Annotated in this window: 24 protein-coding genes; 15 read left to right on the top strand and 9 right to left on the bottom strand. The window is 71.6% G+C overall.

Annotation, left to right across the window (positions count from 1 at the left end; genetic code table 11):
* The first annotated feature begins 61 nt into the window (after nt 1–61).
* The 6 genes from HCN51_RS38325 to HCN51_RS38350 all read left to right on the top strand — a co-directional run bounded on the left by HCN51_RS38325 (nt 62) and on the right by HCN51_RS38350 (nt 9,309).
* Nucleotides 62–2,413 carry an AAA family ATPase gene (locus tag HCN51_RS38325; protein ID WP_168016803.1) on the top strand — a complete coding sequence of 784 codons (2,352 nt, stop codon included), beginning with the start codon at nt 62–64 and terminating at the stop codon, nt 2,411–2,413.
* Between the two features lie 128 nt (nt 2,414–2,541).
* Nucleotides 2,542–3,522 carry an ABC transporter permease gene (locus HCN51_RS38330; RefSeq protein WP_168016805.1) on the top strand — a complete coding sequence of 327 codons (981 nt, stop codon included), beginning with the start codon at nt 2,542–2,544 and terminating at the stop codon, nt 3,520–3,522.
* Complete coding sequence (locus tag HCN51_RS38335) at nt 3,519–4,424, top strand: ABC transporter permease (protein ID WP_168016807.1); 906 nt, start codon at nt 3,519–3,521, stop codon at nt 4,422–4,424. Before HCN51_RS38330 ends, HCN51_RS38335 begins: the two co-directional genes overlap by 4 nt.
* Nucleotides 4,424–6,448: a dipeptide ABC transporter ATP-binding protein gene (locus tag HCN51_RS38340; protein ID WP_168016809.1), complete on the top strand. Its 2,025-nt coding sequence runs from the start codon at nt 4,424–4,426 to the stop codon at nt 6,446–6,448. Before HCN51_RS38335 ends, HCN51_RS38340 begins: the two co-directional genes overlap by 1 nt.
* 30 nt (nt 6,449–6,478) lie before the next feature.
* Nucleotides 6,479–8,176 carry an ABC transporter family substrate-binding protein gene (locus HCN51_RS38345; protein WP_168016811.1) on the top strand — a complete coding sequence of 566 codons (1,698 nt, stop codon included), beginning with the start codon at nt 6,479–6,481 and terminating at the stop codon, nt 8,174–8,176.
* Nucleotides 8,177–8,208: 32 nt separating this feature from the next.
* On the top strand, nt 8,209–9,309 hold the full coding sequence (locus tag HCN51_RS38350) for a winged helix DNA-binding domain-containing protein (protein WP_346433941.1): 1,101 nt from the start codon (nt 8,209–8,211) through the stop codon (nt 9,307–9,309).
* An 87-nt stretch (nt 9,310–9,396) separates the two neighbouring features.
* Here HCN51_RS38350 and HCN51_RS38355 read toward each other — a convergent pair whose 3' ends face one another.
* Both HCN51_RS38355 and HCN51_RS38360 read right to left on the bottom strand, forming a co-directional pair.
* Entirely contained in the window at nt 9,397–9,648 is a 252-nt protein-coding gene (locus HCN51_RS38355) for a hypothetical protein (protein ID WP_080046285.1), read from the bottom strand.
* 85 nt (nt 9,649–9,733) lie between these two features.
* Nucleotides 9,734–10,828 carry an MFS transporter gene (locus HCN51_RS38360; RefSeq protein ID WP_168016813.1) on the bottom strand — a complete coding sequence of 365 codons (1,095 nt, stop codon included), beginning with the start codon at nt 10,826–10,828 and terminating at the stop codon, nt 9,734–9,736.
* Between the two features lie 78 nt (nt 10,829–10,906).
* On the opposite strand from HCN51_RS38360, the gene HCN51_RS38365 reads away from it, so the two are divergent.
* The 3 genes from HCN51_RS38365 to HCN51_RS38375 all read left to right on the top strand — a co-directional run bounded on the left by HCN51_RS38365 (nt 10,907) and on the right by HCN51_RS38375 (nt 12,406).
* Nucleotides 10,907–11,356: a hypothetical protein gene (locus HCN51_RS38365; RefSeq protein WP_168016815.1), complete on the top strand. Its 450-nt coding sequence runs from the start codon at nt 10,907–10,909 to the stop codon at nt 11,354–11,356.
* Nucleotides 11,357–11,459: 103 nt separating this feature from the next.
* Nucleotides 11,460–11,903, top strand: a complete 444-nt coding sequence (locus HCN51_RS38370; protein ID WP_080046282.1) for a carboxymuconolactone decarboxylase family protein — start codon at nt 11,460–11,462, stop codon at nt 11,901–11,903.
* Between the two features lie 335 nt (nt 11,904–12,238).
* A complete protein-coding gene (locus HCN51_RS38375) occupies nt 12,239–12,406 on the top strand; it encodes a hypothetical protein (protein ID WP_168016817.1) in 168 nt (55 codons plus the stop codon).
* Between the two features lies 1 nt (nt 12,407).
* Here the strand turns inward: HCN51_RS38375 and HCN51_RS38380 are convergent, their stop codons facing one another.
* A complete protein-coding gene (locus tag HCN51_RS38380) occupies nt 12,408–13,028 on the bottom strand; it encodes a pyridoxamine 5'-phosphate oxidase family protein (protein WP_080046281.1) in 621 nt (206 codons plus the stop codon).
* Between the two features lie 33 nt (nt 13,029–13,061).
* Entirely contained in the window at nt 13,062–13,583 is a 522-nt protein-coding gene (locus HCN51_RS38385) for a winged helix-turn-helix transcriptional regulator (RefSeq protein ID WP_168016819.1), read from the bottom strand.
* Nucleotides 13,584–13,638: 55 nt separating this feature from the next.
* Between HCN51_RS38385 and HCN51_RS38390 the strand changes: the two genes are divergently transcribed.
* The gene (locus HCN51_RS38390) at nt 13,639–14,970 is read left to right on the top strand and encodes an MFS transporter (RefSeq protein WP_168016821.1); all 1,332 of its coding nucleotides are present in this window, start codon (nt 13,639–13,641) and stop codon (nt 14,968–14,970) included.
* A 79-nt stretch (nt 14,971–15,049) separates the two neighbouring features.
* Here the strand turns inward: HCN51_RS38390 and HCN51_RS38395 are convergent, their stop codons facing one another.
* Nucleotides 15,050–16,135 carry a PrsW family intramembrane metalloprotease gene (locus HCN51_RS38395; RefSeq protein ID WP_168016823.1) on the bottom strand — a complete coding sequence of 362 codons (1,086 nt, stop codon included), beginning with the start codon at nt 16,133–16,135 and terminating at the stop codon, nt 15,050–15,052.
* Nucleotides 16,136–16,194: 59 nt separating this feature from the next.
* Complete coding sequence (locus tag HCN51_RS38400; RefSeq protein WP_168016825.1) at nt 16,195–17,406, bottom strand: amidohydrolase; 1,212 nt, start codon at nt 17,404–17,406, stop codon at nt 16,195–16,197.
* A 36-nt stretch (nt 17,407–17,442) separates the two neighbouring features.
* Between HCN51_RS38400 and HCN51_RS38405 the strand changes: the two genes are divergently transcribed.
* The 4 genes from HCN51_RS38405 (at nt 17,443) to HCN51_RS38420 (ending at nt 22,377) form a co-directional block, all read left to right on the top strand.
* Nucleotides 17,443–17,841, top strand: coding sequence for an ester cyclase (locus tag HCN51_RS38405; protein ID WP_168016827.1), 399 nt, complete (start codon nt 17,443–17,445; stop codon nt 17,839–17,841).
* A 25-nt stretch (nt 17,842–17,866) separates the two neighbouring features.
* Entirely contained in the window at nt 17,867–18,334 is a 468-nt protein-coding gene (locus HCN51_RS38410; protein WP_168016829.1) for a pyridoxamine 5'-phosphate oxidase family protein, read from the top strand.
* 350 nt (nt 18,335–18,684) lie between these two features.
* Nucleotides 18,685–21,246, top strand: coding sequence for a glycosyl hydrolase family 18 protein (locus HCN51_RS38415; RefSeq protein WP_168016831.1), 2,562 nt, complete (start codon nt 18,685–18,687; stop codon nt 21,244–21,246).
* 303 nt (nt 21,247–21,549) lie between these two features.
* Nucleotides 21,550–22,377: a glycerophosphodiester phosphodiesterase gene (locus tag HCN51_RS38420; RefSeq protein WP_168016833.1), complete on the top strand. Its 828-nt coding sequence runs from the start codon at nt 21,550–21,552 to the stop codon at nt 22,375–22,377.
* A gap of 30 nt (nt 22,378–22,407) precedes the next feature.
* On the opposite strand, the gene HCN51_RS38425 is transcribed toward HCN51_RS38420, so the two are convergent.
* On the bottom strand, nt 22,408–22,926 hold the full coding sequence (locus HCN51_RS38425) for a hypothetical protein (protein ID WP_168016835.1): 519 nt from the start codon (nt 22,924–22,926) through the stop codon (nt 22,408–22,410).
* Nucleotides 22,927–22,975: 49 nt separating this feature from the next.
* A complete protein-coding gene (locus tag HCN51_RS38430) occupies nt 22,976–23,755 on the bottom strand; it encodes a helix-turn-helix domain-containing protein (RefSeq protein ID WP_168016837.1) in 780 nt (259 codons plus the stop codon).
* Nucleotides 23,756–23,844: 89 nt separating this feature from the next.
* Here HCN51_RS38430 and HCN51_RS38435 point away from each other — a divergent pair, with 89 nt between their 5' ends.
* Complete coding sequence (locus tag HCN51_RS38435) at nt 23,845–24,207, top strand: nuclear transport factor 2 family protein (protein WP_168016839.1); 363 nt, start codon at nt 23,845–23,847, stop codon at nt 24,205–24,207.
* Here the strand turns inward: HCN51_RS38435 and HCN51_RS38440 are convergent.
* Nucleotides 24,204–25,016 carry a hypothetical protein gene (locus HCN51_RS38440; protein WP_168016841.1) on the bottom strand — a complete coding sequence of 271 codons (813 nt, stop codon included), beginning with the start codon at nt 25,014–25,016 and terminating at the stop codon, nt 24,204–24,206. The genes HCN51_RS38435 and HCN51_RS38440 overlap by 4 nt on opposite strands.
* Nucleotides 25,017–25,173 lie beyond the last annotated feature (157 nt).

Genomic DNA, 25,173 nt, shown 5'->3' on the forward strand with positions numbered 1-25,173 from the left:
GTCAGGACCGCCCAATAGTCGGTGCGGTGCGGTATAACCGGGGGCGGACCGGGGAGGCGTGATGCGTGAGTCCGACAGGGCCCAGGCCGCGGGGCGGGCCGCGGCGCGGGATCTGTTCGAGAAGGTTCGGCTGCGTTATTTCCAGATTCCCCCGGCCGTGCGCCGGGTGCTCTACGTGGTCGTCCTCGTGGGCACGATGGGCGTGGGCGCGGCACTGGGATGGGACCTGCTCCAGACCTTCCCCCTCGTGCTCCTGCTGCTCGCGTTCGTCGCGCTGACCATGCGTTACCCGAGGGCCGCCGCCACCGCGCTGGTGGTGGCGGGCTGGATGGCGCTGGCGGTGCAGGCGTTCGGGCGGTTGTTCCCCGACGGCGCCGCCACCGTGCACGTCATGGTCTTCCTCGCCCTGCCCGTCGCCGGGGCGGCCCACCTCATCCGCTGGGTGACGCCGTGGGTGACGACGCTGATGGCGCTCGTCCCCGCCGGCCTGCTCGCCGCCGCGCTCTCCCCCGTCTCCGACGCGGTCGCCGTGTGGGCGGCCTGCGCCGCCGCGGTGGCGGTCCTCGGCTACCGGTTCGTGCTGGCCAGGCAGGCCCGCGCGGCGAGCCTGGCCGCCGAGGAGCAGCAGGTACGCGTCCGGGTCCGCGAGGGCAGGCCCGAGGCGCCCCACGACAAGGCCGGCGCGCCGCCGCAGATCTCCGTCGAGGAGGCGCTGGCCGAGCTGGAGAGCATGATCGGGCTGGCCCCGGTCAAGGAGCAGGTGCGCTCGATCGCCGCCTCCATCGAGGCGTCCCGCCTGCGCGCCGAGGCCGGCTACACCGCCGAGCGGCCCACCCGGCACTTCGTGTTCGTCGGCCCGCCCGGCACCGGCAAGACCACGGTCGCCCGCGCGCTGGCCAAGATCTTCTACGCGTTCGGCCTGCTCGAGACCCCTTACGTGGTCGAGGCGCAGCGGGCCGACCTGGTGGGCGAGTTCCTGGGCGCGACCGCGATCAAGACCAACGAACTGGTCGACCGGGCGCTGGGCGGCGTGCTGTTCATCGACGAGGCGTACGGGCTGGTCAACTCCTCCGACGGGCAGCCCGACCGGTTCGGCGCCGAGGCCGTGCAGACGCTGCTCAAACGGGCGGAAGACGACCGCGACCGGCTGATCATCATCCTGGCCGGCTACGAGCAGGAGATGGGCTCGTTCCTGACCAGCAACCCGGGGCTGGCCAGCAGGTTCGCCACGCGCGTGCGCTTTCCCGGCTACTCCCCCGCCGAGCTGGTCGAGGTCACCGAGCTGCTGCAGCGGCACAGGGGCGACCAGATGGACGACGCCACCAAGCGGGTGCTGCTCGGCCTCTACGACGACGTGCACCGCCGCGGCCTGCTCGACGAGCTGGGCAACGCCCGCTTCGCGCGCAGCCTGGTGGAGGCCGCCGCGCAGGCCCGCGACGTGCGCGTGGTGGGCGCCGGCGGCACGCCGAGCACGCAAGACCTCGTCACCACGACCACGCCCGACGTGACCAAGGCGTTCGACGAGCTGACCGCCCGCTTCCGCGGCTACGTGGCCACGCCCACGCTGGAGGAGGCGCTGGCCGACCTCGACAGGATGGCCGGGCTGGCCCCCGTCAAGCGGCAGGTGCACGCGATCGCCGCCCAGCTCCAGGTGGCCAGGATGCGCCAGGAGCGCGGCCTGCCGACGCCGCCGCAGATGCGGCACTTCGTGTTCGTGGGCCCGCCGGGCACCGGCAAGACGACGGTCGCCCGCGTGCTGGGCCGCGTCTTCGCCGCGCTCGGCCTGCTGGCCAGGCCCGACGTGGTCGAGGCGCACCGGGCCGACCTGGTGGGCCAGCATCTCGGGGCGACCGCGATCAAGACCAACGAGCTGGTCGACCGGGCGCTGGGCGGCGTGCTGTTCATCGACGAGGCCTACAGCCTGGTCAACCCGGGCTACCAGGGCGGCGACGCGTTCGGCGCCGAGGCCGTGCAGACGCTGCTCAAGCGGGCGGAGGACGACCGCGACCGGCTCGTCATCGTGCTGGCCGGCTACGAGCGCGAGATGGACGCCTTCCTCGCCTCCAACCCCGGCCTGGCCAGCCGCTTCAACCAGCGCGTGGCCTTCCCCAGCTACTCGCCCGGCGAGCTGTCGCAGATCGCGGTGCTGCTGGCGGAGAAGTCGGGCGACTCCTTCGATGACGAGGCGCTGCGCCGGCTCGACGAGGTGTTCACCTGGGTCTGCGAAGACCGGCTGATCGACGGCCTGGGCAACGGCCGCTTCGCCAGGTCCCTGTTCGAGCGCGCGGCCATGCGCCGCGACGTGCGGCTGGCCGCCCACGCCGCGCGCGGCGGCTCCGCCAGCGCCGCCGACCTGACCACGATCACCAGCGAGGACGTCCGCACCGCGGTGGACGAACTCTCCGGACGCTGACCTTCTTCGCAACTCCCGTCTTCGTAACTTCCGTGCGGCGAGATGCTCGCATGGTGTAGCAATATGACTACGATAAGCCACGTCCAGTGGCTCGTCGGGTGCGTGCGGCGCGCGTAGGAGGGGGAGCGATGGCGGGGTTCCTGGCCCGCAGGCTGCTCAACTACGCCGTGCTCGTGGTCGTGGCCGCCAGCCTCGCCTATCTCGTGGCCGCCACCGCCCTCGACCCGCGCTCCAACTACGCCGACCGCACCCCGAAGCCGCCGCCCGCCGTCGTCGACGCCCAGCTCACCATGCTCAACCTCAACGACAAGACCCCGCTGCTGCAGCGCTACGCCGTCTGGGCGGGCGGCGTGCTGCGCGGCGACTTCGGCAAGACGGTCGCGGGCGCGCCGGTCAACGACGACATCAAGCGCCGCATGGGCGTCACGTTCCGGCTGGTCATCCTGGGTCTGGTGTGCGGGAGCCTGCTGGGCGTGCTGGTGGGCGCGCTGGCGGCGGTGCGGCAGTACGGCTGGTTCGACCGGCTGTCCACCGGGCTGTCGTTCCTGGTGCTGGCGGTGCCGGTGGTCGTGCTGGCCAACATGCTGATCCTCGCCGGGGCGTGGGCCAACCAGCACGTGTTCGGCCGCCAGGTGCTGCTGGTCAGCGGCGAGTACAGCGCCGGCGTCGAGGGCCTGGGGAGCCAGGTGGTCGACCGGCTGCAACATCTGGTCCTGCCGACGATCTCGCTGTCGGTGGGGCTGGTCGCGGTCTTCAGCCGCTACCAGCGCAACATGATGCTCGACGTGCTCGGCGCCGACTTCGTCCGCACGGCCAGGGCCAAGGGGCTGAGCAGGCGCCAGGCGCTGACCCGGCACGCGCTGCGCACCGCGATGATCCCGGTCGTCACCTACTTCGCGTTCACGTTCGGGGCGCTGCTGACCGGGGCCACGTTCACGGAGAAGATCTTCGGCTGGCACGGGCTGGGCGAGCAGCTGATCAACTCCATCTTCAGCAACGACGTCAACACGGTCGCCGCCATCTCGCTCCTGGCCGCCGTGTCCGTGCTGTGCGCCGCGCTGGCCGCCGACCTCCTGCACGCCGCGCTCGACCCCAGGGTGCGGGCATGACGCTCTCCGAGGAGGAGCTGGCCGAGGAACTCGCCGACGGCACGCTGAGCAGGCCGCCGTCCAGGGCGCGGATGGTGGCCGGGCGCTTCTTCCGCTCCACGCAGGGGCTGATCGGGTTCGCGGTGCTGGCGCTGATGTTCCTGCTGGCCTTCGTGGGGCCGCTGTTCAGCCCCTGGACGTACACCGACAAGGACTTCACCGCGTTCATGCAGCCGCCGTCGGCGCGCCACTGGTTCGGAACGCTCCAAACAGGCTCCGACGTCTTCGCCGTGACGTTGCGGGGCATGCAGAAGTCGCTGGTCGTGGGGCTGCTGGCGGCCCTGGTGTCCACGGCGCTGGCGGCGGTCGTGGGGGCGTTCGCCGGCTACTTCCTGGGCTGGACCGACCGGGTGCTGAGCTGGGTGACCGACCTGCTGCTCGTGCTGCCCGCGTTCCTGATCCTGGCGATCCTGTCGCCGCTGTTCGGGTCGGGCCAGTGGCCGCTGTTCGTGGTCATGCTGGCGTTGTTCCTGTGGATGGTCACCTCGAAGATCGTGCGCGGGATGGCGATCTCGGTGAAGGAGCGCGAGTTCGTCCAGGCCGCCCGCTACATGGGCGTGCCGCCGGTGCGCATCATCTTCCGCCACGTGATCCCCAACCTGTCGTCGCTGCTCATCGTCGACGCCACGCTGAACGTCAGCAGCGCGATCCTGACCGAGACGTCGCTGTCGTACTTCGGGTTCGGCATCCAGCCGCCCGACGTGTCGTTCGGCACGCTCATCGCCGACGGCTCCCTGACCGCCGTGTACGCGCCGTGGACGTTCTGGTTCGTGGCCGGGCTGCTGGTGGTCACCGTGCTGGCGGTCAACCTCGTGGGCGACGCGCTGCGTGACGCGTTCGACCCGTCCTCCGGGAAGGCGTGATGGACGAGCCGGTGCTGGAGGTCACCGACCTCACCGTGTCGTTCGGCGACGTGCGGGCCGTGCGCGGCGTGAGCTACGCCGTACGGCCCGGGGAGGTGCTGGGCATCGTCGGCGAGTCGGGCTCGGGCAAGTCCGTCACCTCGGCCGCCGTGATGGGCCTGCTGCCGCCCGGCGCCCGCGTCACCGGCTCGGTGCGCCTGCGCGGCAAGGAGCTGATCGGCGCCCCCGAACGAGCTCTCAACTCCTTGCGCGGCAAGTCCCTCTCGATGGTCTTTCAAGACCCGCTGTCGGCGCTCACCCCGGTCTACCGGGTGGGCGACCAGATCGCCGAGGCCGTGCGCGTGCACCAGCGGGTCGGCAAGGAGACGGCCCTGGTCAAGGCCATCGAGCTGCTGGAGCTCGTCGGCATCCCGCGGCCGGCCGAGCGGGCGCTGGCCTTCCCGCACGAGTTCTCCGGCGGCATGCGGCAGCGCGTGGTCATCGCCATGGCCATCGCCAACGACCCCGACGTGATCATCTGCGACGAGCCGACCACGGCGCTCGACGTCACTATCCAGGCGCAGATCTTGGAGGTGCTCAAGCGGGCGCAGGCCAAGACCGGCGCCGCGATCATCATGATCACCCACGATCTCGGGGTGGTGGCCGGGTTCGCCGACCGGGTGCTGGTCATGTACGCGGGGCGGCCCGTCGAGGTGGGCGGCGTGGACGACATCTACTACCGCAGCCGCATGCCGTACACGGCGGGGCTGCTCGGCTCCGTGCCGCGCGTCGACCGGCGCGGGCGCCAGCCGCTGACGCCCATCGAGGGCAACCCGCCCTCGCCCGCCGCGCTGCCGCCCGGCTGCCCGTTCGCGCCGCGCTGCCCGATGCACGTCAGCGCGTGCGACGAGGAGGAGCCGCCGCTGTTCGAGGTCGGGCCGCAGCACCGGGCGGCGTGCATCCGGTGGCAGGAGGTGCATCCGCGCGGGCCGGGCCGGCACGCGGCGCCGTCCGACGGGCCGCGGCTGCGGGCGCGTGGCGAGCGGAGCGTGCTGGAGGTGCACCAGCTCGTCAAGGACTATCCGCTGCTCAAGGGCGCGGTGTTCAAGCGCCGCATCGGCACCGTGCACGCGGTGGCCGGGGTCAGCTTCGACCTGCGGCAGGGCGAGACGCTGGGGCTGGTCGGCGAGTCGGGCAGCGGCAAGACGACCGCGCTGACGCAGATCCTCGAGCTGGCCGCGCCCCAGGAGGGCCGCATCGTGGTGCTCGGGCACGACACCGCCCGGCTGAGCCGGGCCGAGCGCACCGAGATCCGGCGCGACATGCAGGTCGTCTTCCAGGATCCGCTGGCCTCGCTCGACCCGCGCATGACCGTGCACGACATCCTGGCCGAGCCGCTGCGCACGCACGGGCGCCCCGGCTCCGGGCGGCGCGTGCGCGAGCTGCTCGCCCTGGTCGGCCTCGACCCCGCGCACGCCGCCCGCTACCCGCAAGACTTCTCGGGCGGGCAGCGGCAGCGCATCGCCATCGCCAGGGCGCTGGCGCTGGAGCCCCGGCTGCTCGTGCTCGACGAGCCGGTCTCCGCGCTCGACGTGTCGATCCAGGCCGGCGTGATCAACCTGCTCGACTCGCTCAAGGCCCGGCTCGGGCTGTCCTACCTGTTCGTGGCGCACGACCTGGCCGTGGTGCGCTACATCGCCGACCGGGTGGCGGTGATGTATCTCGGCAGGATCGCCGAGATCGGCCACGTCGACGCCGTCTACGACCATCCCGCCCATCCGTACACCCAGGCGCTGCTGTCGGCGATCCCGCTGCCCGATCCCGAACGCGAGCGTTCCCGGGAGCGGATCCTGCTCGAAGGCGACCTGCCCAGCCCGGCCAACCCTCCGACGGGCTGTCGATTCCGCACCAGGTGCCCCAAGTTCCGCACCGAGCTCACCGGCGAGGAGCGCGAGCTCTGCGTCGGCGTCGAGCCCGAGGTGCGGCCGGTGGGCGAGGACCAAGGTGCGGCCTGCCATTACGCAGACAGATGCGGAGTCGGATAGACCTCGCTCGACCAGGAGGAAGTTCGCGCGATGAAAGCACCATCACGTCTGGCCGTGACCGTCGCCGTGGCGGCCCCGCTGCTGCTGTCCGGCTGCGGCACCCAGCACGGAGGCGGTCCGGGCGTCCAGGACAGCGCCGGGGACGAGCGGACGATCAAGGCGTCCGACATCAACCCGCAGCCGCGCGAGAAGGTCAAGGACGGCGGGACGCTGCGCTGGGGCATCAACGAGTTCCCCACCCAGTGGAACCGCAACCACGTCGACGGCAACCTCGCGATGGCCGCCGTGATCAGCAACGCGTTGCTGCCCTCGCCGTTCACCTCCGACGAGAAGGCGGACATCTCGGTCGACACCGACTACGTGCTCGACGCCAAGGTCACCGAGCAGCGGCCCAAGCAGGTGGTGACGTACACGCTGAACCCGAAGGCCAGATGGTCCGACGGCAAGCCGATCACCTGGGCCGACTACCAGGCGCAGTGGCAGGCGCTCAGCGGGCGCGACCCGGCCTTCCACATCGTCTCCTCCACCGGCTACCAAGACATCGAGAAGGTGGCGCGGGGCAAGGACGACCACGAGGTGGTGGTGACGTTCCGCCGGCCGTTCGGTGACTGGCAGGCGCTGTTCGGGCCGCTGCTGCCGGCCGACACCAACCGCAGCGCGCAGGCGTTCAACAACGCGTGGGTGAACCGGATCCCGGTGACGGCGGGGCCGTTCAAGTTCGGCGGGTTCGACCAGACGGCCAAGACCATCACGATCGTGCGGGACGACGCCTGGTGGGGGGCCCGCGCCAAGCTGGACAAGATCATCTATCGGGCGTCGGAGCAGGACTCCCTGATCGGGGCGTTCAGCAACGGCGAGCTCGACCTCATCGACGTCGGCACCTCCGCGCCCAACTACGCGCGGGCCAAGGCCACCGCGGGCGCCCAGGTGCGGCAGGCGGCCGGCCCCGACTTCCGGCACTTCACCTTCAACGGCGCGAGCGCGCTGCTGCGCGACCGCAACGTCAGGCAGGCCATCCAGCTCGGCATCAACCGCCAGGCCATCGCGCAGTCGGACCTCCAGGGGCTCGACTGGCCGATCGCGCTGCTGAACAACCACTTCTTCATGAACACCCAGGAGGGCTACCAGGACAACGCGGGGGCGCTCGGCGCCTACGACCCCGCCAAGGCCAAGCAGCTGCTCGACGCGGCCGGATGGAAGCTCAACGGGTCGGTCAGGTACAAGGACGGCAAGCCTCTCGACCTGCGGTTCGTGGTGCCGTCGGGGGTGCAGATCAGCAAGGCGGAGGGCGAGCTGGCGCAGAGCATGCTCGCCCAGATCGGGGTCAAGGTCACGATCAAGGCCGTGCCGAGCGACGACTTCTTCACCAAGTACGTCATCCCCGGCAACTTCGACATCACCCCGTTCGCCTACATCGGCACGCCCTTCCCGGTCTCCAGCAGCTACGGCATCTACGCCAACGCCGCGAATGGCCAGAGCTGGAACGCGAACTTCGGGCGTACCGGATCGGCGGCCATCGACGCGGCGATGAGCAGGGCCGCGCAGAGCCTCGACCCCGTGCGGGCTCGCACCGCCACGAACGCCGCCGACCGGCTCATCTGGGAAGAGGTGAACGTGCTGCCGCTCTACCAGCGGCCGCAGATGGTGGCCGTGCGGCAGGAGCTGGCGAACGTCGGGGCGCGCGGCTTCGACGACCTCCGGTACGAGGACATCGGTTTCACGGACTGAACCTGTCCGCGATCAGGTGTAGAAAGGGGCCCGTGAAAGTGACGTGGTCCCAGATCCTCGCCTGGCGGTTGAGCAGGCAGTTCGTGAGCGCGGCCGACGGCGCCGGCGCGGTGGCGGTGGCGCGCCGGTTGTGCGGCGTGCAGGCGCAGGTCGCCTCGTCGGCCCGGCTCGCGGTCGCGGTCAGGAGCGCCCGGCCCGACCCGGCCGAGGTCGACGAGGCGCTGTGGACCGGCCGCACGCTGGTCAAGACGTGGCTGATGCGCGGCGGCACCCTGCATCTGGTGCCGTCGGACCAGCTCGCCGACTACTGCTCGGCGCTGAGCACGCTGCGTTTCTGGGAGAAGGGCTCGTGGCAGCGCGGGCACGGCGTCACCGCCGCCGAGATCGCGGCGATCATGGAAGCGGTGCCGGCCGCGCTCGGCGACCGGGCACTGACCAGGGAAGAGCTGGTCGACGCCGTGGTGGCGCGCACCGGCGACGAGCACCTGCGCGAGCCGCTGACCTCCGGCTGGGGCGCGCTGCTCAAGCCGCTGAGCCGGCTGGGCGAGCTGTGCTACGGGCCGCCGCGCGAGGGGAAGGTGACGTTCACCACGCCGCGCTCCTGGGTGCCGGGCTGGCCCGGCGAGCTGCCGCCGCAGGAGGAGGCGGGGGTGCGCCTGGTGCGGGCGTTCCTGGGGGCGCACGGGCCGGCCACGCCGGAGATGTTCGACGGGTGGCTGTTCGGCGGGGTGGCGCGCAAGGCGGTGCTGAAAGGGTGGTTCAGGGAGCTGGCTCCGGAGCTGACGGAGGTGGAGACCGACGACGGCACCACGCTGCTCGCGCTGACCGAGCACCTCGACTCCCTGACGGCTGCCGAGCCGTCGGCCGCGGTGCACCTGCTGCCCGGCTTCGACCAGTACATCCTGGGCGCGCCGCGCGACCTCGCCCCGCTGCTGCCGCCCGAGCTCAAGGCCAAGGTGAGCCGGCAGGCCGGCTGGATCTCGCCCGTGGTCGTGCACGAGGGCCGGGTCGCCGGGGTCTGGGAGGCCAAGGGCGGCGACGTCGTGCTCGACGTCGCCGCCTCCGTGCCGCAGGCGCCGCTCGACCGGGCGGTGACGCGCATGCGTGAGCTGCTGGACGCGTTCAGCGCCTAGCTTTCCTTGACGGGCCGGGCCTCAGGTGGAGGCGCCGGCCCTCACGCGGTCGCCTCAGGTCGAGGTGCCCGCCATGACGCGGTCGCCTCAGGTCGAGGTGCCCGCCATGACGCGGTCGACGATGCCCTTGTTGCCCTTCTCGCGCGCGCAGTGGGCGCAGCAGTACCAGTGCTCGCCCGACTGCACGCCGTGCCCGATGACCTTGGTGCCGCAGTGCTCGCAGATGGGCGCCATGGCCTCGATCGCGCACTGGAAGCAGTCGAAGGTGTGCACCGCTCCCTGCGCGTGCACCTCGAACGCCATGTCGTAGTCGTTGCCACAGGTCTCGCAGACAGCCATGGTGATCCCCTTTCCGCCGGGGGGATACCCGGTTCCGTGGTGTCTTTGTCCCAAGGCACCACCATATTCAGCCCGCCCGCCCCCGTCACGAGCGCGGGGCGACGGCGCGGGCGAGCAGGGGAAGACCCAGCAGGCCCAGCGCGGCCAGGGCGGCGGGCAGGCCGATCCACCCGCTCAGCCCCGCCACCAGCAGCGGGCTCACCACGAACCCCGTGTACGAGATCGTGGACACCCCCCACACCATCGTCCCGCTGGGATCGTCGGCGGCGGCCCGGCTGAGCAGCGCCGGCACCAGCGGCCCGAGCGCCAGCCCGGTCAGCCCGAACCCCGCCAGCGAGGCCGCCGCTCCCCCGCCGAGCCCGGCCAGGGCGATGCCGGCGCCGCCGCCCGCCCCGGCCACCGCGTACAACGCCTTGAGCGGCAGCCGGGGCAGCGCCTGCGCGACCAGCCGGCCCGCCGTCAGCGCCGCCATGTAGATCGCGGGCGCGGCGCTGGCGACCAGCGGCGTGGCGTCGCGGTGCTCCTCCAGCAGCAGCACCGACCACTGCTCGACGGAGTTCTCGATGATCAGGACGCAGGCGGCCAGCGCGCCCAGCACGACCGCCGCGCCCCACAGCCGCCGCCCGTCGCCGCCGCCGTTCCCCTCCGGCAGGCCGCGGCCCAGGGGCAACGCCACCAGGGTGAGCGAGGTGGCCGCCACGATCGCGGCGATGATCAGCAGGACGGTGGCCGCGCCGAGCCCGTACGAGCGGGCCAGCCCGGTCAGCGGGGCCGCAGCGATGACCGCGACCGGGAAGGCGGCGTGGACCGGCTGGAAGAGGCGGCGGCCCGTCTCGCGTTCGGCGCGGCCGGTGGCCAGGTTCAGCGCGATGTCGAGGGCGCCGCTGGCGGCGCCGACCAGCAGCAGGGCCAGCGCGAGCTGCCAGGCGTCGCCGGCCCGCCCGATGCCGGCCACGGCGAGCGCGAACAGGATCATGGTCACCGCCAGCGCGGCCCGCTCGCGCCCTCTGGCCAGCCGCCCGGTCAGCGCCATCGCGGGCAGGGCGCCCACCGGTACGGCGCTGAGCGCCAGCCCGAGGTCCCCGGCCGTGATGCCGAGCCCCGCCTTGACGGCGGGCAGCAGGGCCGACCACGACCCCCAGAAAACGCCCCAGGCCGCACAGACCGCGATCAACGGCATCTACCAGTACTCCTTGAAATTCCGGTCAGGACACAGTAAAGATCAGCCTTGCCCAAATACCCCTTCGAAGGGAAGCTCGTGCTCATCCGTTCGGTCATCGCGGCCAGCCTGGTAGCCGCAGGAATCGCCGCCGTCCCGTCCTCCGCGTACGCCGCCACCGCCGCGTACACCCCTGAGCGCGTCTGCGGCAAGGGCTTCCACCGCGTCAAGGACGGCCACCGCGCGATGACGACGCGCGACGGCGCCGTTTTCGGACACGTATACCTCATGTACAACAAGCGCGCCGGGAAGAACTGCGTCGCCGCGATCAAGACCGCCTACACGGGCACGCGCACGGTCACCGGCGCCTACCTGGAGGTCAAGGGCGGCGGCCGCAGCGAGGACGAGCAGCGCTACCAGTACTACGCCGAGACCGGCCACGTGGACGGCGCGTGGAAGTGCGTGCGGTACGCGGGCTGGACCCGCGACCCCGACAACCGCGTCACGGCCTGGGGCGGGCGCAAGAGCTTCGGCAACTGCGGCGGCTGATCGGGGGTAGGGATCCCCTGGACGAACCTTTTTTCGCCGTGGCTGTCACATCCGGGCGGGCTGTCCCGTCCCTGGTGATGACTACGCAATCACGGAGGTTCTCATGACCCAGCGGATCAATGTCGCCCAGCAGGTGCCCCAGGCTTTCCACCACTTCCTTGCCGTGGAGAAGCTACTGCACGAGAGCGAGCTGCCCACCAGCACGCTTGAGCTGGTCAAGCTGCGGGCCAGCCAGATCAACGGCTGCGCCTACTGCGTGGACATGCACAGCCGCGACATGAAGAAGGCGGGCGAGAGCGACGAGCGGCTCTGGATGGTGGCGGCGTGGCGCGAGGCCACGGTGTTCACCCCCGAGGAGCGGGCCGCGCTGGCCCTGACGGAGGAGGCGTGCCGGCTGGCGGACCGCGAGGCCGTGCCGGACGCGGTGTGGCAGCAGGCGGCCGAGCACTACAGCGACAAGCAGCTCGGCCTGCTCATCGTGGCGCTCGCCATGATCAATGCCTGGAACCGGATCAACGTCATCGCACGGACGACGCCCGGTCAGTGACCGCGGGCACCGGCCCAGTCCGTAGAAATCCATTGAGCGGGCGGGCCGGCCCGGATTAGGTTGGCGCGCATGGCGGGGGGAAAGGATCCGTCATGCCGCCGCCAAACGGCGCGGCGCACGATCGGGAGAAGGAGAGCGGGCGCGCTTCGGAAGGGGGAGACCATGAAACGCGTCAGGATCGCCAAACCCGCTGTGAAGCGGCGTCCCTGGACGACGGAGCTGGACCTGAGATCGCCGGCGGGCCGACGGCTCCCCTATTGACCTGCTCCTTACACCGAACTTACGGGGGTATCGGTAGATAACAGAGGTAACAAGAACATCACGGGGGGCTCACGATGAAGAGGCTTGTGGTGGTGCCGCCACACGTTGCGAGGCACAAGGTCCGCGACATCCGCTCGGCCGGCCGCCGCAAGCCCCCCGCTGATCCCAAGGTGGTCCATCTGCACGCCTACACCGGCAAGAACGTCATCCGTTTCCCCGGTGGGCCCGCTCCGGCCGCCTGAGTCAGCCGTACAGGCGCTGGGCGTAGGTCTCGCCGTAGTAGCTTTCGAGCTGTTCGAGGCTTTCCTCCACCTTCTGCACGTCCTTGACGAGCCTGGCGTGCGACGGCAGGGTGTCGGCGCCCCACGAGTCGGGCTTCCACAGGGACGAGCGCAGGAACGCCTTGGCGCAGTGGAAGAAGATCTGCTCGATCTCGACGACGAGGGCGAGGTGCGGGCGGTGGCCCTTCACGATCATCTCGTCGAAGAACGGGGCCTCGCGGACGAGCCGGGCCCGGCCGTTGATGCGCAGGGTCTCGTTCCTGCGGGGGATCAAGAAGATCAACCCCACATGCGGATTCTTCAGGATATTGAGGAAGCCGTCCGCCCGGCGGTTCCCCGGGCGGTCCGGGATCGCGATCGTGGTGTCGTCGATGACGTGCACGAACCCGGCCGGGTCGCCCTTGGGCGAGACGTCGCAGTTGCCGGCCTCGTCCGAGGTGGCGATCAGGCAGAACGGCGAGGCCGCCAGCCACTCGCGGTCACGCTCGTGCAGCCGCTGCCTCTCCTTGGTCGCGGCCCTCGGCATGACCTCGCCGAGCAGCTCGCGCAGTTCCGCCTCCGACCCGATCTCGGCCCAGCTCATGTGATCTCCCTTCGGGGGTAACACCCCATTTTGTCAGGGAATCGGGTCGAGCATCCGGTGTGGTGTCCGGAGGGCGAGACTGACCTGGTCCTGTCGCGTGTCGCCGGCCAGGCCCGGCCCCGGGCGCATCTCGACCTCGGCGAGCGTGACGAGCCCGCCGCAGGTCCGGCAGTACGACGTGGGCTCCAGGCGGCCGCCGCAGGTCACGTGGTGGAACAGGCGGTGCGGGCCGCGCGTGGACAGGTGCCGCTCGCCCCATTGGGCCAGCGCCAGCACGGGCAGCCAGAGCTCCTGCCCGACGGGGGTCACCACGTACTCGTCGCGGGGCGGCGTCTCCTGGTAGCGGCGGCGTTCGAGCACCCCGGCCGCCACCAGCGTGGACAGCCGCTGGGACAGCACCGCCTTCGGGATGTCGAGGTGGGCCTGGAAGTCGCCGAAGCGGCGCACGCCGTACAGGGCGTCGCGGACGATGAGCAGCGTCCAGCGCTCGCCGATCACCTCCAGCGCGCTGGCCAGGGCGCAGCTCTGGCCGTCGTAGTTCTTGCCGAGTGCCATACCCGCCATGTTAGTTCATTCACCGAACCGTGTTAGTCTGCGCCGCATGAGTTCAATGACCGAACCGACTGTGCGGCCGGGAACGCTCGCCGTCGCCTCATCGGCGCCGCTGCTCGTCCTGACCAACTTCACGCTGCCGATGGCGACGCTCCCGCAGACCGCCGCCTCGCTCGGGGCCGGGCCGACCGGGCCGGTGTGGATCCTGGGCTCGATCGCGCTGGGCCTGTCGTCGTTGCTGCTGGTGGCCGGCGGGCTGGCCGACGACTACGGGCGCCGGCGGGTGCTCGTGACGGGCGCCGCGGTCATGGCCGCCGCCGAGGTGGTCTCCGCGCTCAGCCCGAACGTGCCGCTGTTCGTGCTGGCCAGGCTCGTGCAGGGCGGGGCCGGCGCGGCCGTGCTGGCCGCCAGCCTCGGCATCGTCGGGCACACCTACCCGGCCGGGCCCGAGCGGGTCCGGGCCACCGCCCGGTACGGGGCCATGATCGGGCTGGGCACGGCCGTGGGGCCGCTGCTGTCCGGGGCGCTGGCCGGGGTGGCGAGCTGGCGGTCCGCGTACTGGCTGATGGCGGCCGGCGCGCTGGCACTGGCCGCCGCGTCCGCGCGGACGCTGGAGGAGTCGCGCTCCGCGGCGCCGCGCCGGTTCGACGTGCCCGGCGTGGTGCTGCTCACCCTGGGGGTCGCCGCGCTGGTCGCCGGCGTGACCGAGGGGCGCGCCGGATGGTCGCGGCCGGTCGTGCTCGTGGCCTTCGCGCTGGCCGTGGTGCTGGTGGGGGCGTTCGTGGCCGTCGAGCGGCGGCGGGCCGAGCCGCTGCTGGACCTGGAGCTGTTCCGGCGACCGGTCTTCCTCGTGGCGACCGGCGGGGCGCTGGTCGTCGGGGCGGCGGTCGTGGGGCTGCTCGGCTACCTGCCGACCGTGCTGCAGACCGCGCACGGGCTGACGCCGCTGGACACGGCGCTGCTGTTCTGCGTCTGGTCGGGGCTGTCGTTCGTGGCCTCGCTGCTCGGCGGGCTCGTCCCCTTGCGGGCCGCGGGACGGCTGGCGCTCGGGCTCGGGCTGACCGCGGCCGGGTTCGCCGGGCTCCTGGGCGTGGGCGCCTCCCTGTCGCTGCCGCTGATCGTCGGCGGGCTGGCGGTGAGCGGGGTCGGATCCGGGCTGATCAACTCCTCGATCACCCACCTGGCGATCGAGAGCGTGCCCGCGCACCGGGTGAGCATGGGCTCAGGGGCCAACAACACGGCCCGGTACATCGGGTCGTCCCTGGGGGCGGCCGGGATCGCGGCGGTCGTCGGCGGCCTCGGGCCCGCGCAGGGGGCGGCGGTCGCGGTGGGCGCGTGCGTGCTGCTGACCGCCGTCACGGCCCTGGCCGCGCTGCTCGTCCGCGCCTGAGATCACCAGCGACGGCCCGTCGCGTTCTCCTGAGCCTTCACCGGCGGCGAGCGCGGGCCATCGCGCTCTGTTGAGCCTGCTACCAGCGGCGGGCGCGGGCCATCGCGCCGAGCAGGGCGTCGCGCTCCATGACGAAGCTGCGCGGCTCCACGCCCTGCCGCTCGGCCCGCAGGTGCAGCAGGGTCAGCTCCGTCGCCGCCTGCTGGTAGTCGCTCATCGCCCGGCCGAGCCCCACTCCCCTGGCCCACTTGCGGGCCGCCTTGCGCGCCGACAGCGTGGTGAGCATCCGCACGTCCGTGTCGTTGATCAACCCGGTCTGCTGGTACGCCGGCAGGTAGTACCCCATCCTGGCGACGAGCTGGCGGCGCTCGACGACGGTCACCACGATGATCAGGATCAGCGCCGCCATGATGACCAGGTACGCCGCACCCAGCCACTCCAGCGAGCCGGTGGTCGCGGCGCCGTTCCAGAGCCCGTGCAGGAAGACCGCGGCCACGTAGCCGAGCGGCACGGCGGCGTACCTGGCGACGTTGCCGCGGGTGAGCGCGTAGGCCACGCCCAGCCCGAACATGGAGGTGTAGATCGGGTGGCCCAGCGGGTCGATCAGGCCACGCAGGACGAAGAGCTGCACCGCCGCCCCGGCGCCGTCCTCGCCGAACGCCAGCAGGTAGTAGCCGACGTTCTCCACGGCGGCGAAGCCCAGGCCGGCCATGGACGCGTACACGATGCCGTCGGTCAGCCCGTCGATCTCGGCGCGCCGGCGCAGGAGCAGCAGCAGCGCGGAGCCCTTGAGCGCCTCCTCCACGACCGGCGCGATCACGACGGTGCCGATGTTCTCCACGGCGGTGGAGGTGTAGCCGGCCCTGGCGAAGAACTCCTGGCCGACGAGCGTCAGCGCGATGCCCGCCACGATCGCCACGCCCGCGCCCCACGCGAAGGCGAACGCGAGGTTCAGCTTCGGCTCGGGCTCCAGCCGGTCGAGCGAGAGCACCGCCGCCAGCAGCACCGGCAGCGGCGCCACGGCCAGCAACGCCGACAGGCCGAACCCGATGGGACCACCTGACAGCAGCATGACGACCAGCACGATCAGCGCGAGGACGCCCGAGACGACCAGCCCGATGAGCAGGGCCTTGCTGGGGCGCTGGGCGAGCGGGGGAGCAGTCATGGTGATGCCTCTCTTCCCGTTGGGTTCGCCCACTATGCGCGCCGCGCATCTACAGGCGCTTAACGGTCACTTGATTCGCGGTAGTACGGATCCGCCACGACGGGCTCACCGTCCGTGTACGAATACACCTCCCGGCCCGAGATGAACACCCTCAGGGCCCGGCTCATGACGTCCAGCGGGTCTCCCGACCAGATGACGACGTCGCCGTCGAGGCCAGGGCGCAGCGCACCGACCCGGTCGTCGAGGCCCATGATGCGGGCCGGGTTGACGGTGATCGAGCGCAGCGCGGCGGCCGGGTCGAGCCCTTCCTTGACCGCCAGAGTGGCCTGGTGCACCAGGAAGTGGATGGGCACCACCGGGTGGTCGGTGGTGATCGCCAGCTCGACGCCCGCGCGGTCGAGGATGCCGGGGTTGCGCAGCGAGCGGTGGCGCAGCTCGACCTTCGAGCGGCTGGTGAACAGCGGGCCGATGATGACCGGCACGTTCCGCTCGGCCAGGGTGTCGGCCAGCAGGTGGCCCTCGGTGCCGTGGTTGATCACCAGGCGGTAGCCGAACTCGCCGGCCAGCCGCAGCGCGGTGGCGATGTCATCGGCCCGGTGGGTGTGCTGGCACCAGGGCAGCTCGCCGTCCAGCACCCGCACCAGGATCTCCAGCGTGCCGTCACGGTCGAACGGCTTGCCCTCCTGCTCGGCGGCGGCCCGGCGCGCCTTGTAGTCCTGGGCCTTCATGAAGGCGTCCCTGATCACCGCGGCCACGCCCTGCCTCGTGCTGGGCAGCTTCTTCTGATCGCCGTAGACGCGCTTGGGGTTCTCGCCGAGCGCGCTCTTCACGCTCACCGGCTCCTTGAGCAGCATCTCGTCCACCGACCGGCCCCAGCACTTGATCGCGACGGTCTGGCCGCCGATCGGGTTGCCGGAGCCCGGCTTGATCACCGCCGTCGTGACACCGCCGGACAGCGCGTCACCGAAGGCCAGGTCGGCCGGGTTGATGGCGTCCAGCGCGCGCAGGCGGGCGCCGTTCGGGTCGGTCATCTCGTTGGTGTCCTGCCCGGCCCAGCCCTCCGCCTCCTCGTGCACGCCCAGGTGGCCGTGGGCCTCCACGAAGCCCGGCAGCACCCACGCGCCGGCGGCGTCCACGACCCGGGTGCCCTCCGGCACGGCCACGTCCCGCCCGACCGCGGCGATCTTCCCGTCCTGGATGAGCACGGTTCCGCCGTCGATGGGGTCGCCGTCGACGGGCACGACATATCCGCTGGTAATCGCAAGATTCATGGCTTGTAACCTATCGCGGGTGGGTAGTGGGGCCGGATGATCTCAGATCTCTACCGCCGTTGGTTGCTGGAGCTCTGGAACGGCGACTTCGCGCTGGCGTACGAGCTGGTCACCCCCGACTTCGCCGGGCACTGGCCGGGCATGGAGGTGTCGGGGCCCGAGGGGCTGGCCGAGGCCCTGCGGCAGGGGCACGCACCCTTCGACGACGTGAAGATCACGCTCGACGTGGGGCCGATCGTGGACGGGGACCTGGTGTCGGCCCGGTGGACGTTCGCGGGCGCGTACCGGGGCGGGCTGCCCGGCGCGACGGCCGCTCCTGGCACCAGGATCGCGTTCAGCGGGCACGACATCCTGCGGGTCCGGGAGGGGAGGTTCGCCGAGTACTGGGTGATCTCGGACGTCCAGACGCTCAACCGCCAGCTCGGTATAGGGTGATATTTCCCGATTTAGAGGCTGGTGCATGGCGGAGAACTACGGCGCGGAGCCGGCCCCTCAGTCGCTCAGCGACGAGGAGCTGTCCGGCCTGCTGGCCGAGCAGCGCTTCGGCGCGCTCGCCACGGTCAAGGACAACGGCCGCCCCCACCTGTCCACCGTCCGATACGCCTGGGACGCGCGCCATCGCGTGGCCCGCATCTCCACCATCGCCGGCCGGCTCAAGGTCCGCCAGCTCCAGAAGGATCCCCGGTGCTCGCTGTACGTGGCGGGCGACGACTTCCGCGCCTTCGCCATCGCCGAGGGCGAGGCCGAGCTGTCGCCCGTCAGCCTGGAGGCTGGGGATGAGGTGGGACTGGAACTGCTCGCCATGCAACCGCCGTTCGCGGGGGCGGAGGAGGAGCTGGCGTTCTTGCGGCAGGTGGTGGAGGACCGGCGCCTGGTGATCCGGCTCCGCGTCTCCCGCCTATCCGGAACGTCCCTACCCGTCACCTGACAACCACCCCCGCACGGCGCACCGCCCGCCGCCCGCACGCCTGCTCCGCCCACCCGGCGGCTCCCGTGGCGCCTGGCTCCGCCCCGGCCCGCCATCGACCGCACCTTCCTCCGGCCGGCCTGCCGCCATCGACCGCACGCCTGCTCCGGCGGCCTGACCGACACCGCCCCTCGCCCCCCGCGCCGCCGCCGGTCGGGCCCTCCCCGGCGCCCGGCTTCGGGCCTCAGGTGCGTGCCGCTGCTGTCGGGGCCGCGCGCCGTCGTCCGCGCGCAGGCCCTTGTCAGGTGGGCGGCGCGGGCTTACGATCCGGCTAATTATTAGGAAACTTTCTTTAATGAAAGGTCTCCGACGTGCGCCGATTAGCCACCCCCCTGATCGCCGTCCTCGTGATCACCGCCCTGTGCGGCCTCCCCGCCCAGGCAGCCAGCCGCCTCGTCGCCACGTTCTCGCTGTCCGGCACCACCGGCACGTTCGTGGTGAGCAACCCGGGCACGACCGCCGTGACCGGCTGGTCGATCGTGTTCGAGCTCCCCGCCGGCGTCACCGCGTCCAGCCCGCAGCACGCCACCATCAGGCAGAGCGGCACGAAAGTGACCCTCACCCCGGCCTACTACATCGCCACCCTGCAGCCGGGCAGGACCACCGACCCGTACAGCCCCAAGGTCACGCTCAGCTCCCCCGCCCAGCCGGTGAGCTGCCTCATCGACGGGGCCAACTGCGACGGCAGCGGCGGCGACCCGCCCGCCAAGCCCCCGGTCACCGCCACGTACGAGGTGAGCGGCAGCGCGGCGAAGTTCGTGGTGGCCAACAACGGCACGACCGCGCTCAGCGGTTGGACGATCGTGTTCGACCTGCCGGCCGGGGTCACCGCGAGCAATGCCCAGCACGCCTCGCTCAGCCAGAGCGGCCGTACGGTGACGCTGACCCCCGCGCACTACAACACGACCGTGAACGCGGGCGCGACCACCGAGCCGTACAGCCCGTCCTTCACGGTCAGCACCGCGGGCGCCGAGCCGACGAGCTGCCGGATCAACGACGTGAACTGCGACGGCAGCCCCGACGCGCCGCCGGGCGCGCCCGGGAACCTGCGCTCGCCCGCCAGGACGACGAGGACGGTCACGCTGGCCTGGGACGCCGCCACCCCGGGCAGCCTGCCGATCACCGGGTACGAGGTCTACCAGGGCTCCTCGCTCGCCGCCTCCGTCACCGGCACCACGGCGATCGTCTCGGGCCTGTCGCCCTCGACCGCGTACACGTTCACGGTGAAGGCCAGGGATCGCAAGGGCACGCTGTCACCGGCGTCCGCGCCGCTGGCGGTCACCACCCGCGATCCGGCCGATGACACGCAGCCGCCGACCGCGCCCGGTGACGTGCGCAGCACGGCACGGACGTCGTCCAGCATCACGCTGACCTGGTCGGCTTCCTCCGACAATTCCGGCATCGCCAGCTATGACGTCTCCATCGGCTCTTGGGTGGCGATGACCGTCTCCGGCACCACGGCCGTCGTCTCGGGGCTCGCGCCCTCGACCGAGTACGCGTTCACCGTGCGGGCCCGCGACCTGTACGACAACCTCTCGCCGGCCAGTGCCGTGGTGAAGGCGTCCACGGCCGACATCGTCGAGACCGGCTACGCCCGCGTCGGATATTTCGTGCAATGGGGCATCTACGGCCGCCAGTACTTCGTCCGCGACCTCGACACCACCGGCGCGGCGGCCAAGCTGACCCACATCAACTACGCGTTCGCCAACATCGACCCGCAGAACCTCACCTGCCTGCAAGGCGTCACGAAGGGCACCACCACCGACCCTCAGGACCCGAACCAGGGCGACGGCGCGGGTGACGCGGAGGCCGACTACGGCCGGCCGTTCAGCGCCGCGCAGTCGGTGGACGGCGTGGCCGACACCGGCTGGGAGAAGCTGCGCGGCAACTTCAACCAGCTCAGGAAGCTCAAGGCCAAGCACCCGCACCTCAAGGTGCTGATCTCGCTCGGCGGCTGGACGTACTCCAAGTACTTCTCGGACGTGGCGGCCACGGACGCCTCCCGCAAGAAGTTCGTGGCGTCGTGCATCGACCTCTACATCAAGGGCGACCTGCCCGCCTACAACGGCGCGGGCGGCCCCGGCACGGCGGCGGGCATCTTCGACGGCATCGACCTCGACTGGGAGTGGCCGGGCGCCGAGGGGCACGCGGGCAACCACGTCAGCCCGGCCGACAAGGCGAACAACACGCTGCTGATCGCCGAGTTCCGCCGCCAGCTCGACGCGCTGACGGCGACGACAGGCAAGCGGTACCAGCTCACGGCGTTCACGCCGGCCGATCCGGCCAAGATCGCCGCCGGCTGGGACCTCCCCGAAGTCAAGAAATATCTCGATATCTTTAATGTCCAGGGGTACGACTTCCACGGCGCCGGCAGCGACAACTCCTGGGAGCCCAACCGCACCGGCCACCAGGGCAACCTCCACCTCGACACCGACAGCCCGTACACCCCGGACTTCAGCGTCGAACGCGCCGTGGACGTCTACCTCCAGGCCGGCGTCCACCCCCGCAAGATCACGATCGGCCTGGCGTACTACGGCCGCGGCTGGCAGCGGGTCGCCGACGGCGGCAGGTACGGCGAATGGCAGGCCGCCGGCGGGGCCGCCCCCGGCCAGTTCCAGGAGGAGGCCGGCACCCGCGGCTACACGAACCTGCTGGCCATGGTGCCCGGCTGCACGGTCAGGCACGACGAGCAGGCAGTGGCCACCTACTGCTTCACCGGGGACGGCGGGCAGTGGTGGACGTTCGACGACGCCTGGTCGATCGGCAAGAAGACGGCCTGGCTGCGCAGCAAGGGGCTGCTCGGGGCGATGATCTGGGAGATGTCCGGCGATTCGGGCACGCTGACCAGCGCCCTCGACGCGGGCCTGCGCTGACCCTCGGACGCGCCGGGGCGGACCTCTTCCGCACGCGACCCTCCGCCCCGGCCACTTCCCCACGCAACCCCGCCCCAGCCACCTCCTCACGGACCCATGGGATCCAGGCGACCCACGCGACCCAGCGCCCTCGCACCGGCCGCCTCCGCACGCAACTCACACCCACCCGCCCGGTCCCGTTCCGGCGCGTCCGCGTGTCGAATGCTCATCCGCGCGGCACCCCAGGGTTACGCTGCTCTCAACTCCCAGTCATGCGATCTTGTCACCGTCGAGTCGCAGTGCCTCCCCACTTCGAGGAGACCCATGTTCAGGCGACTCGCCGTCCTCATCGCGACCTCCCTCACCTTCCTCCCCCTGGCCACCGCCACCCCCGCCGACGCCGCGACCGTCATCAACGTCGCGCACCGGGGCGCCTCCGCCTACGCCCCCGAGAACACGATCGCCGCCTTCGACCTGGCCGCCGAGCAGGGCGCCGACCTGTTCGAGCTCGACGTCCAGGAGACCAAGGACCACGAGCTGGTCCTGATGCACGACACCACCCTGTCCCGCACCACGAACGCCGAGCAGGTCTTCCCCGGCATGTCCCCCTGGAACGTCGGCGACCTCACGCTCGACCAGATCCGCGAGCTGGACGCCGGCTCGTGGGTGTCGGACAAGTACGAGGGCGAGCGCGTCCCCACTCTCGGCGAGGTGCTGCGCGAGATGAGCGGCTCGGGCATGGGCCTGCTGCTGGAGGTCAAGTCGCCGGAGCTGTACGCGGGCATCGAGTCCCGCATCGCCGCCGAGCTGCGCCGCCACCCGTCGTGGCTGGCGCCCGGCAGGCTCGTGGTGCAGTCGTTCGACTGGGAGTCGATGCGCAGGTTCGACCGGTTGCTGCCCGAGGTGCCGATCGGCCTGCTCGGCATGCCCTCGACGGGGGAGCTGCCGGGGCTGGCGAGGTTCGCCGACCAGATCAACCCGCCGTACACGACGCTCACGGCCTCGTACGTCCGCCGCGTCCACGCCCTCGGCATGAAGCTCCTCACGTGGACCGTGGACAGCTCGTCCAGCATGCGCCGCATGATCGGCTACAGGGTGGACGGCATCATCACCAACCGCCCCGACGTGCTGAGCGGCCTGCTCAGCTCCTGACCTCCCGGACGGCCGCCCCGCTCCGGTCCGCTAGGACGAGGGAGCAACCGGAGCCGGGACGGCCGTGGCCCGGTCCCACGCCGCCCGCACCCCCAGCCAGAAGATCAGGGCATACCCGGCGAACAACCCCAGCATCGCCGCCATCAACGCCATCTCCGGCAATCCGGTGGCGTCCATCAGGTAGTCGATCACCGCGACGTAGTCCCGCTCCGCCCAGTGCCACACGGCGTACACGATGAGCTGCAGCAACGGGCTGATCACGAAGGCGGTGCCGGCCAGCGTGGCCAGCACGCGCGGCGGCCCGCCGCGCCGCGCCGCCAGCAGCCCGATCGCCACCCACGCCACCACCTGCGTGGCGACCACCCCGGACACGGCGACCAGCACGTTCCCCCACGGGTCGGGAGCGTCGCGGTGGTAGTCGATGCAGCAGTCCAGCCCGACGATCATGTCCTGGTTGCCGATCAGCCGCGCGACGGCCACCATGGCCAGCCTGTGCACCCCGTACAGCAACGCCCCGAACACCACGGCGAGCACCGCGATCCGCCTCATACCCGGCAGCATGACCGACGGGCCCGCGCCCGATCCATCCCGCTGTCCGCTACTGGACACCCTTGCGCAGGTGCCGGGCGGTCTGCTCGTCGGCCGGGAAGTACGCCTCCACCGCGATCTCCTCCAGCGTGACGTCGAACGCCGCGCCGAACGTCGTGATCGTGCTGAAGAAGCACAACTCCCGCCCCCGGTGCTCGATCCGGATCGGCAGGGCGATGTCGGTGGGCGCGTCCGCCACGGGGCCGGCCTCCCCGCCGTACTGGCGTACCTCCTCCAGCAGCGCGCTCAGCTCCGGATCGCCGGTACGCGCCACCTGCCGGGCCAGCCGCGGCACCAGGAAGCCGCGCACCTGCGCCAGGTTCCGCAGCCGCGGCGCGAACCCGCCCGGATGCAACCCCAGCCGCATCATGTTCACCGGCGGCTCCAGCAACGCCGCGTCCACCCCGTCCAGGAACACCTCGGCCGCCGCGTTCGCGAGCAGCAGGTTCCACCGGCTGTCCACCGCCAGCGCGGGGAACGGCTCGTGGCCCCGCAGCACCTGCTCCACCGCCTCGCGCGCCGCCGCCAGATCCGGATCGGCCAGCGGCCGTTCCCGGTAGACGGGGGCGTGCCCGGCGGCGACGAGCAGCCGGTTGCGCTCGCGCAGCGGCACCCCGAGGTGCTCGGCCAGGTGGATCACCATCGACCGGCTGGGGATCGTCCGGCCCGTCTCCACGAAGCTGACGTGCCGGGCGGACACGTCCGCCTGTATGGCCAGGTCGAGCTGGCTGAGCTTGCGCCGGTGCCGCCACTCGCGCAGCAGCTCCCCGACCGGACGGTCCTGTCGCATGGGCTCGGTTGTAGCCGATCGCGGGCGCCCGCCGCCATTACATGTCATGTAATCGACGACACGGGACGCCACCTGCGACGGTTCCCTTCATGAACGACAACAAGGACATCGTGCTGCACGGCTTCAAGGAGTTCGCCGCCGGCAACCTCGGCATCCTCCGCACGCTCCTGCACGAGGACTTCGTCGAGCACGGCCCCGGCAACCCGTCCGGGCGGGACGCGTGGATCGAGTACACCGCCGCCTCGCCCGTGGCCGGCGCCCGCCTCGACCTCAAGCGGATCATCGCCGAAGGCGACCTCGTCATGGTCCATTACCACATGATCCCGGCGGGCGACGAGCGCGGCATGGCCGTCGTGGACATCTGGCGGCTGGTGGACGGCCGGATCGCCGAGCACTGGGACGTCGTCCAGCCGGTGCCGGAGCCAGGCTTGATCCCGAACGGCATGCTCTAGCCCGCTTCGCGGGACGGCAGGACGGCGACCAGAAGCGTCACCCCCACGGCGATGCCCAGGACGTGCTCGGCGACCACGACCCCCGCGTACTCGGCGCTGACGAACCCACCCGGCCGCAACAGCACCATGGGCAGCTTCCAGCAACTCCACGCGAACAACGACCCCGACGCCGCGAAGCCGATCACCACGGGAACCCACCGCCGCAGCCACGGGGGCCGGCGGCGCGTGAGCGTCCAGCCGCTCCAGGCCCCGAGCAACGCCCACAGACCCGAGCTGACGTTGAGCAGCCGCTCATGACCATGCAGGAAAGCCCGATCCAACCCCAACGTCCCACCCATCCCCCAGTACACCCAGAGCGCCCCCAGCCCAACGGCCACCACCGCGCCCATCGTGATCACCGAGGACGGACGGGCTGGGCCATCCCCTGCGAAGGCCCGCGGCCACCTCTCCCACAGATAGATCGGCACCGCCACGGCCAGCCCCACCCCCATCCCGCCGAACCCGACACCGATGAGAGCCTCCTCCGCCCGCACGACCTCCTCGCCCTCCAGCAGACTGCTGACCAGGACGTAAGGCAGCATCGGCACCAGAAACCCCGCCCCGACCCAGCAGACCAGGACCACCGGCACGCCCGGCAACCGCCGCCCCCACGGCTGGGCGAGCGCCAGCCCGAGCGCGATCCCCGCCGCCGCCATCACGACGGTGACGGCGTTCAACACCACCCAGCCGGCGCTCCCGAACCCCTCCGGCGGATGCCCGAGCAGCCCCGCGACGACCCACCCGACCTTGACGACCAGATAGAGCGCCATGCTTCCCGCCGCCCCGTAACCCGCACCCCTGCGCACCCGGCTCCACCACACGGCATCCCCCGACCTCCACCGATCACGACAGCGTCGAGCATCGCGAAGCCGAACGACGGCGGGACTCCCCCGCCGGCGTGACGCCGCTCCCCCGCGCGAGGGAGAG

The organism is Nonomuraea composti, from assembly GCF_012034275.1.
Taxonomy (GTDB): domain Bacteria; phylum Actinomycetota; class Actinomycetes; order Streptosporangiales; family Streptosporangiaceae; genus Nonomuraea; species Nonomuraea composti.

What these genes read in the sequence shown, in the direction of transcription:
- HCN51_RS38325 (WP_168016803.1), top strand. Translation starts at nt 62, where the DNA reads ATGCGTGAGTCCGACAGGGCCCAGGCCGCGGGGCGGGCCGCGGCGCGG.
- HCN51_RS38330 (WP_168016805.1), top strand. Translation starts at nt 2,542, where the DNA reads ATGGCGGGGTTCCTGGCCCGCAGGCTGCTCAACTACGCCGTGCTCGTG.
- HCN51_RS38335 (WP_168016807.1), top strand. Translation starts at nt 3,519, where the DNA reads ATGACGCTCTCCGAGGAGGAGCTGGCCGAGGAACTCGCCGACGGCACG.
- HCN51_RS38340 (WP_168016809.1), top strand. Translation starts at nt 4,424, where the DNA reads ATGGACGAGCCGGTGCTGGAGGTCACCGACCTCACCGTGTCGTTCGGC.
- HCN51_RS38345 (WP_168016811.1), top strand. Translation starts at nt 6,479, where the DNA reads ATGAAAGCACCATCACGTCTGGCCGTGACCGTCGCCGTGGCGGCCCCG.
- HCN51_RS38355 (WP_080046285.1), bottom strand. Translation starts at nt 9,648, where the DNA reads ATGGCTGTCTGCGAGACCTGTGGCAACGACTACGACATGGCGTTCGAG.
- HCN51_RS38360 (WP_168016813.1), bottom strand. Translation starts at nt 10,828, where the DNA reads ATGCCGTTGATCGCGGTCTGTGCGGCCTGGGGCGTTTTCTGGGGGTCG.
- HCN51_RS38370 (WP_080046282.1), top strand. Translation starts at nt 11,460, where the DNA reads ATGACCCAGCGGATCAATGTCGCCCAGCAGGTGCCCCAGGCTTTCCAC.
- HCN51_RS38375 (WP_168016817.1), top strand. Translation starts at nt 12,239, where the DNA reads ATGAAGAGGCTTGTGGTGGTGCCGCCACACGTTGCGAGGCACAAGGTC.
- HCN51_RS38380 (WP_080046281.1), bottom strand. Translation starts at nt 13,028, where the DNA reads ATGAGCTGGGCCGAGATCGGGTCGGAGGCGGAACTGCGCGAGCTGCTC.
- HCN51_RS38385 (WP_168016819.1), bottom strand. Translation starts at nt 13,583, where the DNA reads ATGGCACTCGGCAAGAACTACGACGGCCAGAGCTGCGCCCTGGCCAGC.
- HCN51_RS38390 (WP_168016821.1), top strand. Translation starts at nt 13,639, where the DNA reads ATGACCGAACCGACTGTGCGGCCGGGAACGCTCGCCGTCGCCTCATCG.
- HCN51_RS38395 (WP_168016823.1), bottom strand. Translation starts at nt 16,135, where the DNA reads ATGACTGCTCCCCCGCTCGCCCAGCGCCCCAGCAAGGCCCTGCTCATC.
- HCN51_RS38400 (WP_168016825.1), bottom strand. Translation starts at nt 17,406, where the DNA reads ATGAATCTTGCGATTACCAGCGGATATGTCGTGCCCGTCGACGGCGAC.
- HCN51_RS38405 (WP_168016827.1), top strand. Translation starts at nt 17,443, where the DNA reads ATGATCTCAGATCTCTACCGCCGTTGGTTGCTGGAGCTCTGGAACGGC.
- HCN51_RS38410 (WP_168016829.1), top strand. Translation starts at nt 17,867, where the DNA reads ATGGCGGAGAACTACGGCGCGGAGCCGGCCCCTCAGTCGCTCAGCGAC.
- HCN51_RS38420 (WP_168016833.1), top strand. Translation starts at nt 21,550, where the DNA reads ATGTTCAGGCGACTCGCCGTCCTCATCGCGACCTCCCTCACCTTCCTC.
- HCN51_RS38425 (WP_168016835.1), bottom strand. Translation starts at nt 22,926, where the DNA reads ATGAGGCGGATCGCGGTGCTCGCCGTGGTGTTCGGGGCGTTGCTGTAC.
- HCN51_RS38430 (WP_168016837.1), bottom strand. Translation starts at nt 23,755, where the DNA reads ATGCGACAGGACCGTCCGGTCGGGGAGCTGCTGCGCGAGTGGCGGCAC.
- HCN51_RS38435 (WP_168016839.1), top strand. Translation starts at nt 23,845, where the DNA reads ATGAACGACAACAAGGACATCGTGCTGCACGGCTTCAAGGAGTTCGCC.
- HCN51_RS38440 (WP_168016841.1), bottom strand. Translation starts at nt 25,016, where the DNA reads ATGGCGCTCTATCTGGTCGTCAAGGTCGGGTGGGTCGTCGCGGGGCTG.